Origin of the sequence: Microbacterium resistens, assembly GCF_021172025.1 — a bacterium.
Classification (GTDB): domain Bacteria; phylum Actinomycetota; class Actinomycetes; order Actinomycetales; family Microbacteriaceae; genus Microbacterium; species Microbacterium resistens.
The window spans coordinates 354,697-369,991 of sequence record NZ_CP082781.1 but is presented as its reverse complement, the minus strand read 5'-3'; the positions used below and the strand labels follow the sequence as shown (position 1 = coordinate 369,991).

The 15,295-nt window shown below is 71.8% G+C and carries 14 protein-coding genes; 3 read left to right on the top strand and 11 right to left on the bottom strand.

Annotated elements, in window-relative coordinates; all coding sequences use genetic code 11:
- Window positions 1–32 precede the first annotated feature (32 nt).
- The 4 genes from hisH to K8F61_RS01710 all read right to left on the bottom strand — a co-directional run bounded on the left by hisH (window position 33) and on the right by K8F61_RS01710 (window position 2,785).
- Window positions 33–677: an imidazole glycerol phosphate synthase subunit HisH gene (gene hisH / locus K8F61_RS01725; RefSeq protein WP_067243495.1), complete on the bottom strand. Its 645-nt coding sequence runs from the start codon at window positions 675–677 to the stop codon at window positions 33–35.
- Window positions 674–1,276 carry an imidazoleglycerol-phosphate dehydratase HisB gene (gene hisB, locus K8F61_RS01720; protein ID WP_231820482.1) on the bottom strand — a complete coding sequence of 201 codons (603 nt, stop codon included), beginning with the start codon at window positions 1,274–1,276 and terminating at the stop codon, window positions 674–676. The genes hisH and hisB overlap by 4 nt, the downstream gene beginning before the upstream one ends.
- Complete coding sequence (locus K8F61_RS01715) at window positions 1,273–2,367, bottom strand: histidinol-phosphate transaminase (RefSeq protein ID WP_231820481.1); 1,095 nt, start codon at window positions 2,365–2,367, stop codon at window positions 1,273–1,275. The genes hisB and K8F61_RS01715 overlap by 4 nt, the downstream gene beginning before the upstream one ends.
- 67 nt (window positions 2,368–2,434) lie before the next feature.
- Window positions 2,435–2,785 (bottom strand): LysM peptidoglycan-binding domain-containing protein, encoded by a 351-nt coding sequence (locus K8F61_RS01710; protein WP_067243498.1) that lies wholly within the window; start codon window positions 2,783–2,785, stop codon window positions 2,435–2,437.
- Between the two features lie 256 nt (window positions 2,786–3,041).
- Here K8F61_RS01710 and lexA point away from each other — a divergent pair, with 256 nt between their 5' ends.
- On the top strand, window positions 3,042–3,728 hold the full coding sequence (lexA, locus tag K8F61_RS01705; protein ID WP_219084948.1) for a transcriptional repressor LexA: 687 nt from the start codon (window positions 3,042–3,044) through the stop codon (window positions 3,726–3,728).
- Window positions 3,729–3,795: 67 nt separating this feature from the next.
- On the opposite strand, the gene metE is transcribed toward lexA, so the two are convergent.
- Both metE and K8F61_RS01695 read right to left on the bottom strand, forming a co-directional pair.
- Window positions 3,796–6,117, bottom strand: coding sequence for a 5-methyltetrahydropteroyltriglutamate--homocysteine S-methyltransferase (gene metE, locus K8F61_RS01700; RefSeq protein ID WP_231820480.1), 2,322 nt, complete (start codon window positions 6,115–6,117; stop codon window positions 3,796–3,798).
- A gap of 49 nt (window positions 6,118–6,166) precedes the next feature.
- Window positions 6,167–7,165 (bottom strand): methylenetetrahydrofolate reductase, encoded by a 999-nt coding sequence (locus tag K8F61_RS01695; RefSeq protein WP_231820479.1) that lies wholly within the window; start codon window positions 7,163–7,165, stop codon window positions 6,167–6,169.
- Window positions 7,166–7,436: 271 nt separating this feature from the next.
- Here K8F61_RS01695 and K8F61_RS01690 point away from each other — a divergent pair, with 271 nt between their 5' ends.
- Window positions 7,437–9,335 carry a S9 family peptidase gene (locus K8F61_RS01690; RefSeq protein ID WP_231820478.1) on the top strand — a complete coding sequence of 633 codons (1,899 nt, stop codon included), beginning with the start codon at window positions 7,437–7,439 and terminating at the stop codon, window positions 9,333–9,335.
- Window positions 9,336–9,462: 127 nt separating this feature from the next.
- On the opposite strand, the gene smpB is transcribed toward K8F61_RS01690, so the two are convergent.
- The 5 genes from smpB to prfB form a co-directional block, all read right to left on the bottom strand.
- Entirely contained in the window at window positions 9,463–9,939 is a 477-nt protein-coding gene (gene smpB, locus K8F61_RS01685; RefSeq protein WP_231820477.1) for an SsrA-binding protein SmpB, read from the bottom strand.
- Between the two features lie 57 nt (window positions 9,940–9,996).
- Window positions 9,997–10,911 (bottom strand): permease-like cell division protein FtsX, encoded by a 915-nt coding sequence (gene ftsX / locus K8F61_RS01680; RefSeq protein ID WP_067243503.1) that lies wholly within the window; start codon window positions 10,909–10,911, stop codon window positions 9,997–9,999.
- On the bottom strand, window positions 10,908–11,921 hold the full coding sequence (ftsE, locus tag K8F61_RS01675; protein WP_231820476.1) for a cell division ATP-binding protein FtsE: 1,014 nt from the start codon (window positions 11,919–11,921) through the stop codon (window positions 10,908–10,910). The genes ftsX and ftsE overlap by 4 nt, the downstream gene beginning before the upstream one ends.
- 91 nt (window positions 11,922–12,012) lie before the next feature.
- Window positions 12,013–12,693, bottom strand: a complete 681-nt coding sequence (locus tag K8F61_RS01670) for a C40 family peptidase (RefSeq protein ID WP_231820475.1) — start codon at window positions 12,691–12,693, stop codon at window positions 12,013–12,015.
- Window positions 12,694–12,773: 80 nt separating this feature from the next.
- Complete coding sequence (gene prfB, locus K8F61_RS01665; RefSeq protein ID WP_067243506.1) at window positions 12,774–13,886, bottom strand: peptide chain release factor 2; 1,113 nt, start codon at window positions 13,884–13,886, stop codon at window positions 12,774–12,776.
- 116 nt (window positions 13,887–14,002) lie between these two features.
- Between prfB and K8F61_RS01660 the strand changes: the two genes are divergently transcribed.
- Window positions 14,003–15,283 (top strand): MFS transporter, encoded by a 1,281-nt coding sequence (locus tag K8F61_RS01660; RefSeq protein ID WP_231820474.1) that lies wholly within the window; start codon window positions 14,003–14,005, stop codon window positions 15,281–15,283.
- Window positions 15,284–15,295 lie beyond the last annotated feature (12 nt).

Below are 15,295 nucleotides of genomic sequence, written 5' to 3'. Positions count from 1 at the left end.
GGGACGCGGGCGCCATGGCGGCGCCGTGAGAACTAGAGGCTTCCGAGCCAGTTGCGCAGCAGCCGGATCCCGGCCTCCCCCGACTTCTCGGGGTGGAACTGCGTCGCCGACAGCGGACCGTTCTCCACCGCCGACAGGAACGGCACGCCGTGCGTCGTCCAGGTCAGGACGGGCGACGCGAACGGCCCCGTCGCCTCCAGCTCCCAGCGCTGCGCGGCGAAGGAGTGCACGAAGTAGAACCGCTCGTCCTCCAGACCACGGAACAGCACGCTGCCTTCGCCGGGCGAGACGGTGTTCCAGCCCATGTGCGGCAGCACGGGCGCCTCGAGCTCCGTGACCGCACCCGGCCACTCCCCGAGCCCTTCCACGTCGACGCCGCGCTCGACGCCGTGCTCGAAGAGCACCTGCATGCCGACGCAGATCCCGAGCACCGGACGCCCGCCGGCCAGGCGACGCTCGATGAGCTCGTCGCCGCGCTGCGCCGCGAGGGCCTCACGGACCGCCGCGAACGCCCCGACACCGGGGACGACCAGCCCGTCAGCCTCCTGGGCAGCCCGGCGGTCGCCCGTCAGTTCGACCTCCGCCCCGGCCTCCTGCAGCGCCTTGACCGCGGAGTGCACGTTGCCGGAGCCGTAGTCGAAGACCACGACCCGAGGGGCGGCACCGGCTCGCGTCACAGCGCGCCCTTCGTCGAGGGGATGCCGTCGACGAGCGGATCGGCGGCCTTCGCCTGACGGAACGCCCGCGCGAACGCTTTGAACTCGGCCTCGGCGATGTGGTGCGGATCGCGTCCGCCGAGCACCCGCACGTGCACGGTGAGTCCGGCGTGGAACGTGATCGCCTCGAAGGAGTGCCGCACGAGCGAACCCGTGAAGTGGCCGCCGATGAGGTGCAGTTCGAACCCGCTCGGCTCGCCGTCGTGCACCAGATACGGTCGTCCCGAGATGTCGACGACGGCCTGCGCGAGCGCCTCGTCCAACGGCACGAGCGCGTCGCCGTAGCGGGAGATCCCGCTCTTGTCGCCGAGCGCCTCGCGGATCGCCTGACCGAGCACGATCGAGACGTCCTCCACGGTGTGGTGCGCGTCGATGTGCGTGTCCCCGGAGGCGCGCACGGCCAGGTCCGTCAGCGAGTGCTTGGCGAACGCCGTCAGCAGGTGGTCGAAGAACGGGACGGACGTGTCGATGCTGCTGCGGCCGGAGCCGTCGAGGTTCAGCTCGACCTCCACCGTCGACTCCGAGGTCGCGCGGTCGCGGCGGGCGGTGCGGGCGGTCATGCTGCCGATCCTACCGAGGCCAGGGCGTCCAGGAACGCCGTCGTCTCGGCCTCCGTCCCCGCGGTGACGCGCAGGTGCCCGGGGATCCCGACGTCGCGGATGAGGACGCCGCGGTCGTACAGCGCCCGCCACGTGGCCGCCGGATCCGCGACGCCGCCGAAGAGCACGAAGTTCGTCCAGGACTCGTGCGGGCGGTACCCGAGAGCCTCGAGTGTCGCCGAGATCCGATCCCGCTGGACCACGATCTCGTCGACCATCGCGAGCATCGTCGGGGCGTTTCGCAGCGCGGCCACCGCCGCCGCCTGCGTGAGGCCGCTGAGGTGGTACGGCAGGCGCACGAGCCGCAGCGCGTCGATGAACGCGGGATCGGCGGCCAGATACCCGACCCGGGCGCCGGCGAACGCGAACGCCTTGCTCATCGTCCGCGATACCGCGAGGCGCTCCCGGCCCGGCAGCAGGGTCAGCGCGGACGGCGATTCGTGCGGCGCGAACTCCTGATAGGCCTCGTCCACCACCACGACACCGCGGGACGCCTCGTACACCGCCTCGATCAGCTCAAGCGGAAGGGGGGTCCCGGTGGGGTTGTTCGGCGCGCACAGCAGGATGACATCGGGATCGGCGGCCGCGACCTGCGCGACCGCGTCGTCGACCGAGACGGTGTAGTCGGGCTGACGCTCCCCCGCCACCCACCGCGCCCCGGTCCCCTGTGCGAGCAGCGGGTACATCGAGTACGTCGGCGCGAAGCCGAAGACGGTGCGCCCGGGTCCTGCGAAGGCCTGCAGGATGTGCTGCAGCACCTCGTTCGACCCGTTCCCCGCCCAGATGTTCGCGGCGTCGAGATCGTGCCCGAGGTAGGAGGCGAACGCCTCGCGCAGGGGCGTGAACTCCCGGTCGGGGTACCGGTTCACCTCGTGAAGCGCGACGGCGATGTCATCGAGGATGTCGTCGGCCACCGCATCCGGGACCGGATGCGTGTTCTCGTTCACGTTCAGCGCGACAGGAAGCGGAGCCTGCGGAGCACCATAGGGGCGGAGGCCGCGGAGGTCGTCGCGTAGCGGCAGGTCATCGAGGGAGACGGTCACCCTCACCATCGTAGGCGCGGAGCCGAGCCGGGGACTCCAGATGACGCTTCGGACAGAGGCCTGAGTCGGCGACCGGCTAGCGGCCGGCCGCGTACTCCGCGGGGATCGACAGCTCGTCGCCGACCACCAGGGCGCCCGGATCCACCAGGTTGAGGCGAGCGATGGCGTCCACCACGTCACGAGGATCGGACTCCGGGGCGACCTCGGCCGCGATGGACCACAGGGTGTCACCCGGCATGACGGTCACGGTGGCGAAGGACCCCGGCGTGGACGCCTCTCCCGAGGCGAGCGCGGAGCCGCCGCTGAGGACCGCGAAGCCGATCGCCGCGGCGACCGGGACAGCGACGAGACCGGCCAGCACGCGGCGACCCCGGACGGTGAGACGCAGCTGGGTGCGCGGGGCCGGGGTGAGGGTGATGCTGCTCATGTCGTCTGCTCCTTCGGGGATCTCGACGTCTGGTCCACCGTCGAGGTGAACCTACGTACCGAACCTATCTTCGAATTCGAACATCTGTCAACCGTTCTTCGAGAAAACCTTCGGACGGGATCCCGACACGCTCGAACAGATCTTCCGCATCCGGCGAGTACTCGGATACGGTTTCGATATCGGAAGCCCATCACGGACCACCGACATTCGAATCCGCCTCGGGTCCCGACGCCCGCAAGCACCTGGAGGATCAGCCATGAGCGACGGCGCCACGACCGACGCAGACATCCCCCGCACGCGACGCCGCAAGAGCCTCAGCGCCAAGCAGATGGCGATCCTCGAGGTGATCCAGACCTCGATCGCGCGGCACGGCTACCCGCCGAGCATGCGCGAGATCGGCGACGCCGTGGGGCTCAAGTCCCTCTCCAGCGTCACGCACCAGCTCGGCCAGCTCGAGCTGAGCGGCTACCTGCGGCGCGATCCGGGCAAGACCCGGGCGATGGAGGTGCTGATCGACCTCCCCGGCACCGCGGGCGAGAACCCGGCGGACACGGCGCCGTCCGTGGGCGACGCCGCCCTGGTGCCGCTGGTCGGCCGCATCGCCGCGGGCATCCCGATCACGGCCGAGCAGCAGGTGGAGGAGATCTTCCCGCTCCCGCGCCAGCTGGTCGGCAAGGGCGACCTGTTCATGCTCAAGGTGTCCGGCGAGTCCATGATCGACGCGGCCATCTGCGACGGCGACTGGGTCGTCGTGCGGTCGCAGAACACCGCCGACAACGGCGAGATCGTCGCGGCGATGCTGGACGGCGAGGCGACGGTGAAGACGTTCCGCCAGCGCGACGGGCACACGTGGCTGCTCCCGCGCAACTCCGCGTTCGAGCCGATCCTCGGCGACGACGCCGTGGTGCTCGGCAAGGTCGTCGCGGTCCTGCGCGCCGTCTGAATCCGCGCGCCGGCCCGGTGCGAGAAGAGGCGCCCTCCCGCGGGAGGGCGCCTCTTCCTGTGACCGCTCAGACCGCGGCCGGGACCTCGGCACGGACGCGACGGGTCGCCTCCACGATGTTGCGCAGGGAGGCGTTGGTCTCCTCGTAGCCGCGGGTCTTCAGCCCACAGTCCGGGTTGACCCAGAGCTGACGCTCCGGGATCTCCGCGACGGCGCGGCGCAGCAGGGCCTCGACCTCGTCCGCGCTGGGGACGCGCGGCGAGTGGATGTCGTACACGCCGGGACCGATCCCGTGATCGAATCCGGAGCCCGCGATGTCCGCGACGACCTCCATGCGGCTGCGCGCGGCCTCGATCGAGGTGACGTCGGCGTCGAGGGCGCGGATCGCGTCGATGACCACGCCGAACTCGGAGTAGCAGAGGTGCGTGTGCACCTGCGTCGCCGGCGCGGCGCCGGCCGTGGCCAGACGGAAGGAGTCCACCGACCACCGCAGGTACGCCGGCTGATCGTCCTTCTTCAGCGGCAGGAGCTCGCGCAGCGCCGGCTCGTCCACCTGGATGACGCCGATCCCGGCTGCTTCGAGGTCGGCGATCTCGTCGCGCAGCGCCAGGGCCACCTGGTTCGCGGTCTCGGCCAGCGGCTGGTCGTCGCGCACGAACGACCAGGCGAGGATCGTCACCGGTCCGGTGAGCATCCCCTTGACGGGCTTCGCCGTGAGCGACTGTGCGTAGGCGGACCAGTCGACGGTGATCGGCGCGGGGCGCGAGACGTCCCCCCAGAGGATCGACGGACGGGTCGCGCGCGAGCCGTAGGACTGCACCCACCCGTGCTCGGTGACGTCGAAGCCGTCGAGGTGCTCGGCGAAGTACTGGACCATGTCGTTGCGCTCCGGCTCCCCGTGGACGAGCACGTCGAGGCCGAGGTCCTCCTGGAGGTCGATGACGCGGCGGATCTCCTCGCGCAGGAAGTCCTCGTAGTCCTCCTTCGTGACCTCGTCCCGGAGGTAGCGCGCCCTGGCCCGGCGGATCTCGCCCGTCTGGGGGAAGGACCCGATCGTCGTCAGCGGCAGGCTCGGCAGATCCAGGGCGGCCTCCTGCGCGGCCACGCGGGTCTCGTAGTCGCCGCGGGAGAAGTCCTCGGCGGTCAGCGCCGCCGTGCGCTCCCGCACCGATCCGTCCCGGACGCCCGGAGCCCCGAGGCGGTCCGCCAGGGCCGTGGAGGCGGCGTCCAGCTCCGCGGCGATGGCGCCGCGTCCCTCGACGAGGCCCTGCGCCAGCGTGACGACCTGCGCAACCTTCTGATCCGCGAAGGCGAGCCACGAGACCAGGCGGGCATCCAGCTTCGACTCGTCGTCGACATCGTGCGGGACGTGCAGGAGCGAGGTGGACGTCGACGCGGAGACGGCTGCGGCACCGAGCTCTCGGAGCGCCTCGAGGCGTGCGAACGCCCCGGCGAGGTCGCCCCGCCAGATGTTGTGCCCGTCGACGACGCCGCCGACGAGGGTCTTCTCCGCCAGCCCCGGAACCGCCGCCGGGACCTCCCCGCGGACGAGATCCAGCCCGATCGCCTCGATCGGGGCCGTGGCGAGGACGGCGAGGTTCTCCCCCAGCGAGGCGTACGGAGCGGCCACGAAGATCGACGGCCGGTCCGTCGCGGAGCCGAGCGCCGCGTACGCCCGCGACGCCGCCGCGCCCAGGATCGTCGGTGCGGCGGGAAGGGACTCGCTCACGAGGGCCGGCTCGTCGAGCTGGACCCACTCCGCGCCCGCGGCCCGCAGCCGCGCGAGCAGCTCCCCGTACACGGGAAGGAGGTCGTCGAGGCGGGTGAGCGGGTCGAAACCCTCGGGAGCGCCGTCCGCCGCCTTGGCGAGAGCGAGCAGGGTCACCGGCCCCACGAGGACCGGACGCGTCACGAAGCCCGCCGCGCGGGCCTCCTCGACCTCGCGGACGAGACGCTCGCTCGACAGCGAGAAGGAGGTCTGCGGGCCGATCTCCGGGACGAGGTAGTGGTAGTTCGAGTCGAACCACTTGGTCATCTCCAGCGGCGCACGCTCGCCCTCGCCGCGGGCGATGGTGAACGCGGCCGCGAGACCGATCGACCCGTCGGCGTCGCGGAGGTCCTCGAAGCGCTCGGGGATGGCCCCGACGGTCACCGCCGCGTCCAGGACGTGGTCGTAGAACGAGAACGACTCGGGGATGGCCGAGTCGGCGCGACCGAGGCCGCGTGCGGCCAGCCGGTCACGGGTCTTCGCGCGCAGCTCCGCAGCGGTCCGTTCCAGCTCCTGCTGGTCGATCCGCCCGGCCCAGAACGCCTCGACGGCCTTCTTCAGCTCTCGACGCGGTCCGATGCGGGGGTAGCCGAGGATCGTTCCTACGGGGAATGCGGTCATGGCGGTCCTCTCTCTGGGTGGGAGTCTCGAAGGTCTGGGTCGCCGGCGGCTAGCGCGCAGGCCGGGTCGGAAGGGCCGCCCGGGGGCGGAGGAGCCCGGCGGCCTCCAGCACGGTCAGGACGGTCGTGTGCTGGTTGAACGCGTACAGGTGCACGCCGGGCGCTCCCCCGGCGACGACGTCCCGGACGAGGTCGGCGGCCCACCGGATCCCGATCTCCCGTCGTCCTTCCGCGGTGGGCTCCACCTCCAGGGCGATCGCGAGCTCGCTGGGCAGGTCCTCGCCCGTCAGCTCCAGCACGCGGTTCAACCTTGCCGGGGAGGTGATCGGCATAATGCCGGGCAGGATCGGGATGGTCACGCCGGCGCGACGCGCCCGCTCGACGAACGCCAGATAGTCGTCCGCGTGGAAGAAGAGCTGCGTGATGGCGACGGTCGCGCCCGCGGCCTGCTTCGCCAGCAGTGCCTCGACGTCCTGGGTGCGGTGGGCGGACCGCGGATGTCCCTTGGGGAACGCGGCCACGGCGATCCGGACGCGTCGCCTCGGCGACACGCGGACCGCTCCCGGCGCGCCCGGGACCGGCTGCTCCTCGTACGGCGCGCGCTCCGCTTGCACCCGGTCGATCAGCTGCACGAGCTGCGCGGCGCTCTCCAGGTCCCCGAGGAACGGGCCGTCCCCGGCGTCCGCCGGCGGGTCCCCCCGCAGGGCGAGGAAGCTGAGGATCCCCGCGTCCAGGAACTCGCGGATGAGCCGGGTCGCGCCGGCGTAGGTGTTGCCGACGCACGTCAGGTGGGCGAGCGGCTCGACGTCGGTGTGCTCGCGGATGAACCGCAGCACCTCGAGGGAGCGGCCGCCCGTCGAACCGCCGGCGCCGTACGTCACGGAGATGAACTGCGGCCCGGCTGCCGCGAGATGGCGGACGGTGTCGTGCAGGGCCTCGGACGAGTCGCTGCGCGGCGGGTACAGCTCGAACGAGAAGGGGACGGACGAGGCGTCGACGCTCTCGCTCGGCTCCGGAGCGGGGACGCCGAGGGACGGATCGAAGGACATTCGCTCTCCCGGGGTGGCAGTCGGACGGCGGCCGCGCACGCCAGATCCTGGTCGTTCGCGGGCGGGTGCCGGGCTCGGCTGTCGCACCGCACCCGGAGGACGAAGGACGTCTCCGCGTGCTCGACCCTCACGGTAGAGCGCGACGCCACGACCGCGCATCCTCTGTGACGCCGTATGTCATCGCGCCGCGACCGCAGGCCCGCAGGGCCCCCGAAGCCGCCCGACCTCGCCGTGCCGCGATCCGGCCGGTGCTCCCCGATACGCTCGAAGCATGTCTGACCCGTACGGATCCTGGCCCTCCCTGCTGTCCGCCGCGGACCTCGCCGTCGCCGGGGTCCGCCTCGACGGTGCGCGCTTCGTCGGTGGTGACATCTGGTGGGGCGAGTCGATCCCCGCCGAGCGGGGACGCGTCGCGGTGCGCCGGCGCGCCGACGGCGGGATCGTCGACGTGCTCCCGGCCCCGTGGAGCGCGCGCTCGCGCGTGCACGAGTACGGCGGCGGTGCCTGGACCGTCGACGACGCGGGCGCCCTCTACTTCGTCGAGGACTCCGACCAGCGGGTGTACCGGCTCGATCCCGCCTCGGACCCCGTGCCGCTCACGGCGCCGGGGATCCGCTATGGAGGCCTCTCCGTCCGCGGCGGACGCCTGCTGGCCGTCGCCGAGGACCTCCGTCCCGATCCGCACCGGCGCGGCATCGTCGAGATCCCCCGGGACGGCTCCGCCGCGGACGACGAGGACGCGCTCGTCTGGCACGTGCGCGGCTCGGCGTTCTGGGCGCATCCCGCCCTGTCGCCGGACGGCTCCCGGGTCGCCTTCGTGGAGTGGAGCGGGCACGAGATGCCCTGGGAGGGCGCCCGTCTGTGCGTGACCGCGTCCGGCGGGGGCGATGTCGCGGCGCTGCGGACCCACGCCGCGCTGCAGCCGGAGTGGATCGGCGAGGACGAGCTGCTGTTCTCGGACGACGCCGGCGGCCGCTGGAACCTCCAGCGCGTGCGCCTGGACGGGATCGAGGTGCGCCGCGGGCCGTCCGCCGTCGCCCCCGCCGACGCGGACACCGGCGGCGGCCTGTGGGTGCTGGGGCAGCGCTGGTATCGCCCGCTCGAGGACGGACGCATCGTGGCGGTCCGGACGAACGGCGCCGACGAGCTCGTCGTCATCGAGCCCGGCGAGGATCCGGTCGTCCGCCTCCTCGACATCCCCGCGACGGCAGACCTCAGCCTTGAGGACGTCCTCGTCGACGCCGACGGCGCCCACCTCCTCCTCACCGGGCAGGGCGCGCAGGTCACGCCCGGGCTGTGGCGCGTGGACCTGGACGCCGCGACGGCCGAGGTCGTCCGCGGCGGGGATCCGGTCGACCCGAGGTGGGTGCCCGGCGCCCGGCCGCTCACCTTCTCCGGACCGCACGGTCCGGTCCATGCCTTCGCCCACCTGCCGGCCAACCCGGACGCCGCGGCTCCGGCCCCGGAGGACGAGCTCCCGCCCTTCGTCATCTCGGTGCACGGCGGCCCGACGGCGCATGTCTCCGGTGCCGTGGCGATGTGGATCACGTACCTGACCAGCCGCGGGATCGGCGTGCTGGAGGTGAACTACGGCGGCTCGACCGGATACGGCCGCGCGTACCGGGAGCGCCTGGACGGGCAGTGGGGCATCGCGGACGTCGACGACGTGCTGGCCGCCGCCGAGGGGCTCGCGGCCTCCGGCCTCGCGGACCCGGCGCGCCTGGCGATCCGCGGGGGCTCGGCCGGCGGGTGGACGGTGCTGTCGGCGCTCGTCCGCGGAGGCGTCTTCGCCGCCGGCATCAGCAGGTACGGCGTGAGCGACCTGCGGGCCCTCGCCGAGGACACGCACGACTTCGAGCGGTACTACCTCGACGGCCTCGTCGGCCCGCTCCCGGAGGCCGAGGACGTCTACATCGCGCGTTCGCCGCTCACGCACGTCGATCGGATCGACGTCCCGGTGCTCCTGCTCCAGGGCGAGGAGGACCGGGTCGTGCCCCCCGCGCAGTCCGAGGCGATCCGCGACGCCCTGGCCGCGCGCGGGGTGCCCCACGAGTACGTGCTGTACCCCGGAGAGGGGCACGGATTCCGGCAGGCCTCCACCATCTCCGACGCCGCCGAGCGCGAACTCCGGTTCCTCGGCTCCGTCTTCGGCTTCGATCCGCGCCCCTGACCCCGAATCCGAATCCCGAGCGTCCGCGCGAGCTCAGGCAAACGCGCGAGAACAGGCGACGTGCTCCGCTCGATGCCTGTTCTCGCGCGTTCGCCTGTTGCCGGGCGGGCGAGTCAGCGGTGGTGCGTCACTCCCCGAGGCGGTTGCGCAGGCGCATGGCCCGCTCCGCGTCGCGCGTGTCCTGACGCTCGCGCAGCGTCTGGCGCTTGTCGAACTCGCGCTTGCCCTTGGCGAGGGCGATCTCGACCTTGGCGCGGCCGTCGGAGAAGTACAGTCGCAGCGGCACGAGGGTGTAGCCGCCCGCTGAGACCGCGTGCGCGAGCTTGGCGATCTCCTCCTTGTGCAGCAGGAGCTTCCGGATCCGCTTGGCGGAGTGGTTCGTCCAGTGTCCCTGCGAGTACTCCGGGATGTGCACGGCGTCGAGGAACGCCTCGCCGCCCTTGACGAACGCATAGCCGTCGGTGAGGTTCGCGCGTCCCTGACGCAGCGACTTCACCTCCGTGCCGGTGAGCACCAGCCCCGCCTCGTACGACTTCTCGAGGTTGTAGTCGTGACGGGCACGACGATTGGTCGCGACGACCTTCTCCCCGCGTTCCCTGGGCATGGCTCTCTCCTGACTGCGGCCCGCATCCTCAGCGGGCCAGCCTGTCAGCCTACCGGATCAGGCCCGCAGCCAGCGACGGATGGCGAACCCCGCGGACAGCGCCGCCAGCACGATCCCGATCGCGATGAGCACCGGCACGACGAGGAAGGCGTCCTGCATCGTCACCCACGAGGTGATGAACGGGACCCTCCCCGCCAGGTACTGGTTCACTCCGAAGTGGACCCCGAGCACCACCGCGACGCTCGCCAGGATCGATCCGATCACCGCGGCGAAGACGCCCTCGAGCACGAACGGGGTCTGGATGAAGCGGTTCGACGCGCCGACCAGGCGCATGATCCCGATCTCCCGGCGCCGCGCATAGGCGGACAGCCGGATCGTCGTCCCGATCAGCAGCACCGCCGCGATGAGCATCAGCACCGCGATGCCCACGGCGATGTAGGTGGCGACGGTCAGCGCCGAGAACAGCGGGTCCAGGTACTCGAGCTGGTCCTTGACCTCCTCGACGCCCTTCACCCCCTGGAAGGCCTCCGTGATGACCGGCGACTGGGCGGGGTCCTTCAGACTCACCCAGTACGTCTCGTTCATCTGTTCCGGAGTGATGACGTCGGCGTAGTCCTCGCCGACGAGCGCGAGGGTGTTCTGGTAAGCCTCGTCGCGGTTCTCGAAGCGCACATCCGAGATGAGCGGTGCGAGCGTCGGGCTCTCCAGCTCCGCCTTGACCGCGGCCAGCTGCTCCTCGGTCGCGGTGCCGTCGACGCATTCCTCGTTCGTCGACACGGCCGAGCACATGATCACGCCGACCTGCGCCCGATCCTCCCAGAAGGCGCGCATGGTGCCGATCTGGGACTGCATCAGGATCGCCGCCCCGACGAAGGTGAGCGAGACGAACGTGACGAGCACCACGGAGATCACCATCGACGCATTGCGCCGCAGCCCCGTGAAGGCCTCGGAGAGGATGAGTCCGAACCTCATGACGTCGGCCCCACTTCCTCGTCGTCGCCCCGGTCGAGCCCCAGGCGATCAGCGACTCCCAGCTCGGCGACCTCGACGGTCGGTGCCGGGGGCGCGGGCGCGACCGGGTCCTTCTCCCCCGCCGGCTTCTCCGCCGGTCGCTGCTCAGCGGGCACGTCGGCGGCGGAGTCCGCGGTGCGCGGGGCCTCGGCGGGCCGCTCGGCAGCGGGGTCGACCGGCTCGGCGATCTGGGCCGCGGTCTCGCGCTGCACCTCCAGCGCGGCGGTCAGCGCCGCGGTCGCCGCCGCGCCCTTGATCGCCTCGGGGGTCAGTCGCGGCACGTTGGACGTGTCGCCGTAGCCGCCGCGGACCTCGTCGCGCACCAGCTCTCCGTCGCGCAGCTCGATGACGCGCCGGCGCATCTGGTCCACGAAGCCCGCCTCGTGGGTCGCCATGAGGACGGTGGTGCCGCCGGCGTTGATCCGGGCCAGCAGTTGCATGATGTCCACGGACGTGGCGGGGTCGAGGTTTCCGGTGGGCTCGTCGGCGAGGACGATGGCCGGCCGGTTCACGATCGCGCGGGCGATCGCGACGCGCTGCTGCTCGCCTCCGGAGAGCTCGTGCGGGAGCCGCTTCTCCTTGCCGGCGAGCCCGACGAGGGCCAGCGCCTCGGGAACGGCCTGATGGATGAACCCGCGGGAGGATCCGATGACCTGCAGCGTGAACGCGACGTTCTGGAACACGGTCTTGGACGGGAGCAGGCGGAAGTCCTGGAAGACCGATCCGATGTTGCGCCGGAAGTACGGCACCTTGCGGTTCGCGATGGTCTTCAGGTCGCGGCCGAGCACGGCGACGCGACCGGAGGTCGGGGACTCCTCACGGAGGATGAGCTGAAGGCAGGAGCTCTTCCCGGATCCGGAGGCTCCGACGAGGAAGACGAACTCGCCCCGCTGCACTTCGAAGTCGACTCCGGACAGCGCGGGGCGTTTCGTCCCGCGGTAGCGCTTGGTGACGTTGTCGAATCGGATCATGGCGTCTTGAGCCTAAGCGGGCGAGGGGCCGTGCCCGCGAGCGACACCCCGCACCCGGGACACGCACAGACCCGGGGATCGCAACGGACGGTCAGAGGCGCACGTAGACCGGGGATCCCCAGATCCCGCGGTGCTCGACGTAGCGACCGAAGTCCGGCGAGTCGATCATGCCGCCGGCGCCGTCGTAGATGCCGATGTGCTGGCCGGGCCACCACAGCAGGTCCCCCGCCTGGGCCTCGGCCGGCGAGATGACGGTGCCGAGCGCCGCCTGGCTGTCGGCGCCGCGCGGCAGGCTGATCCCGTACTGCCCGAACACGTATTGGACGAGCCCGTCGCACGAGAAGGAGTCGGACGGGTCGTTGCCGTACCCGTAGGGCACGATGCCGACGAAGGACTCCGCGTAGGCGACGATGTTCGCGCCGGAGTACCCCTGTGGGACCGGCGGCGCGACGTACTCCTCGGAGGGCTGCTCGTCGGCGGACGGCTCCTCGTCGACACCGTCAGGCACTGAGGCGAGTCCGGGCTCCGGGGCGGCGACCGGTTCCGGCGCCGGCGGCGGGGGAACCTCGACCGTGTACCCCTCGCGGGCCGGCTGCGGACGATCCTGAGCGGCCGAGGCCACGATGTACGTCTGCGCGGGCACGGCGAGCGACACCGTGTGGACGGGCGGCGGAGCCTCCCCGGGGAGCGCCGCGTGCGCGGCCACTGCGGCGAAGGGGACGATCAGGGTCGCTATCGCGGACGACGCCGCTATTCTCCGTGTCCAAGCCATCGAGAGACCACCCTACGACCGCCCGGCGAGATTCCGTTCAGCGGACTCACAGAATCGCGCCGTGTCGGACGGCGGAAGGATCAGTCGTCGTCGTCCTTGCGCTTGCGCCAGCGGATCCCCGCCGAGATGAAGCCGTCCAGGTCGCCGTCGAAGACGGTCGCGGGGTTGCCGGACTCGTATCCGGTGCGCAGGTCCTTGACGAGCTGCTGTCCGTAGAGGAAGTACGAGCGCATCTGATCGCCCCAGCTCGCGGTGATGTTGCCCGCCAGCTCCTTCTTCTTGGCCGCCTCCTCCTCCTTCTGGAGGAGCAGGAGCCGCGTCTGCAGCACGCGCATGGCGGCGGCGCGGTTCTGGATCTGCGACTTCTCGTTCTGCATCGAGACGACGATGCCGGTCGGGAGGTGCGTGATGCGCACCGCGGAGTCCGTGGTGTTCACGGACTGGCCGCCGGGGCCCGACGAGCGGAAGACGTCGACGCGGATGTCGCCCTCGGGGATGTCGACCTCGGTCGCCTCCTCCATGAGCGGGATGACCTCGACCGCGGCGAACGAGGTCTGCCGCTTGTCGGCGGACCCGAACGGGCTGATGCGTGCGAGACGGTGCGTGCCGGCCTCGACGGACAGGGTGCCGAACGCGTAGGGGGCGTCGACCTCGAACGTGGCTGACTTGATGCCGGCGCCCTCCGCATAGGAGGTGTCCATCACCTTGACGGGGTACTTGTGCTGCTCCGCCCAGCGCAGGTACATGCGCAGGAGCATCTCGGCGAAGTCCGTGGCGTCGTCGCCGCCGGCGCCCGAGCGGATGGTGATGATGGCGGCGCGCTCGTCGTACTCGCCGTCCAGCAGGGTCTGCACCTCGAGCTGGTTGATCGTCTCGGTGAGCGCGGCGAGCTCGCTGCGCGCCTCGGCGGCGGAGTCCTCGTCGTCCATCTCGTTGGCGAGGTCGACGAGCACCTCCAGGTCGTCGAGGCGCTGCTCCACCTCGGTCACCCGCTTGAGCTCGGCCTGCTTGTGGCTGAGGGCGCTGGTGACCTTCTGCGCCTTCTCGGGGTCGTCCCAGAGGTCGGGCGCGCCGGCCTCCTCGCTGAGGCGGGCGATGTCGGTGCGCAGACCGTCGGTGTTCACGACCTCGCGGATGTCGCCGAAGGTCTGTCGGAGGGCCGCGATGTCGGCGGAGAGATCGAGTTCGAGCATGGCACTTCAGACTATCGCGCCGGCGGGCCTTCCGCCGCGCGCGGCATCCCCGGGCACCGCGGCCTCGCCGCGCCGCCTGCCCGGCGACCGCGCGCCGACGGCGTAGCGTGGGGACCATGGCAACCCGCGCGAGCGCCGTCCTGCGGCAGTACGGGCCCATGGTGTACCTGCCGACGCTGCTCTTCGCGATCGGCGAGGGCGCGGTGCTGCCGCTCATCCCGGTCATCGCGGCCGGACGCGGCGCCGATCTCGCGACCGCCGCCCTCGTCGCCTCCGCCCTCGTGGTCGGGCAACTCTGCGGGAACCTCCCCGCGGGGTGGCTCGTGGCCCGCATCGGCGAGCGCTACACCATGGTGATCGCCGGCGGACTGTCGCTGGTCGGCGCCGTGGCCAGCGCCCTGGCACCCAGCCTGATTCTGTTCACCGCCGCCGTCTTCGTGGTCGGGATGTCCGCGGCGGCCTTCGGGCTGGCCCGTCATGCGTTCATGACCACGCGCGTGCCGCTGGAGTTCCGGGCTCGGGCGCTGTCGCTGCTCGGAGGCTCCTTCCGCCTGGGCATGTTCCTCGGCCCGTTCCTCGCGGCGGTCCTGCTGAGCGTGTTCGGGACGGAGATCTCCACGCTCTGGTTCTTCGCCGTGTGCCTCGTCGGACTCGTGCTGCTGGTCCTGCTCGGGCCGGATCCGGAGGAGCAGGCGCTGGCGAAGGACGCCGCGGAACGCCGGCTGCGTGCCCCGGCGCCGGCCGAGGACTCGGGCGAGGCGGTCAGCGGATCGATCCCCACTTTCGAGCGCGTCGGGGTCTTCGCCACGATGTGGCGCAACCGCGGTGTGCTCGGGCGTCTCGGGCTGGCGGCGGCGTCCCTGTCCGCGGTGCGCTCCGCCCGCCAGGTGGTGCTGCCGCTGTGGGGCGTCTCGATCGGGCTGGACGCGCAGACGATCGCCCTGGTGGTCGGCGTCTCCGGGGCCATCGACTTCGCGCTCTTCTACGCCAGCGGACAGGTCATGGACCGGTTCGGGCGCCTCTGGGCCGCCCTTCCCGCGATGCTGCTGATGGGAGCCGGCTTCCTCGTCCTCTCCTTCACCCACGACGGAGACGCCGCCGTCCTGTGGTTCGGGATGGTCGCGGCAGTGCTCGGCGTCGGCAACGGGCTGTCCAGCGGCATCCTGCTCACCCTGGGCGCGGACGTGGCTCCCCGCACCGAGCCGGCGGCGTTCCTGGGCTCGTGGCGCACGCTGACCGACGCCGGCGGCGCGATCGCCCCACTCCTCTTCTCCGGCGTCGCCGCGGCGACCTCCCTGTCGCTGGCGACCGGCGTCATCGGCGCGATCGGGCTCGTGGGCGCGCTCGGATTCCTGCGCTGGATCCCGCGGTTCGTCCCTCGCCCTCCCACCGAGTAGCCGGCCGCCGCG

What these genes read in the sequence shown, in the direction of transcription:
- hisB (WP_231820482.1), bottom strand. Translation starts at nt 1,276, where the DNA reads ATGACCGCCCGCACCGCCCGCCGCGACCGCGCGACCTCGGAGTCGACG.
- K8F61_RS01715 (WP_231820481.1), bottom strand. Translation starts at nt 2,367, where the DNA reads ATGGTGAGGGTGACCGTCTCCCTCGATGACCTGCCGCTACGCGACGAC.
- K8F61_RS01710 (WP_067243498.1), bottom strand. Translation starts at nt 2,785, where the DNA reads ATGAGCAGCATCACCCTCACCCCGGCCCCGCGCACCCAGCTGCGTCTC.
- lexA (WP_219084948.1), top strand. Translation starts at nt 3,042, where the DNA reads ATGAGCGACGGCGCCACGACCGACGCAGACATCCCCCGCACGCGACGC.
- metE (WP_231820480.1), bottom strand. Translation starts at nt 6,117, where the DNA reads ATGACCGCATTCCCCGTAGGAACGATCCTCGGCTACCCCCGCATCGGA.
- K8F61_RS01695 (WP_231820479.1), bottom strand. Translation starts at nt 7,165, where the DNA reads ATGTCCTTCGATCCGTCCCTCGGCGTCCCCGCTCCGGAGCCGAGCGAG.
- K8F61_RS01690 (WP_231820478.1), top strand. Translation starts at nt 7,437, where the DNA reads ATGTCTGACCCGTACGGATCCTGGCCCTCCCTGCTGTCCGCCGCGGAC.
- smpB (WP_231820477.1), bottom strand. Translation starts at nt 9,939, where the DNA reads ATGCCCAGGGAACGCGGGGAGAAGGTCGTCGCGACCAATCGTCGTGCC.
- ftsX (WP_067243503.1), bottom strand. Translation starts at nt 10,911, where the DNA reads ATGAGGTTCGGACTCATCCTCTCCGAGGCCTTCACGGGGCTGCGGCGC.
- ftsE (WP_231820476.1), bottom strand. Translation starts at nt 11,921, where the DNA reads ATGATCCGATTCGACAACGTCACCAAGCGCTACCGCGGGACGAAACGC.
- K8F61_RS01670 (WP_231820475.1), bottom strand. Translation starts at nt 12,693, where the DNA reads ATGGCTTGGACACGGAGAATAGCGGCGTCGTCCGCGATAGCGACCCTG.
- prfB (WP_067243506.1), bottom strand. Translation starts at nt 13,886, where the DNA reads ATGCTCGAACTCGATCTCTCCGCCGACATCGCGGCCCTCCGACAGACC.
- K8F61_RS01660 (WP_231820474.1), top strand. Translation starts at nt 14,003, where the DNA reads ATGGCAACCCGCGCGAGCGCCGTCCTGCGGCAGTACGGGCCCATGGTG.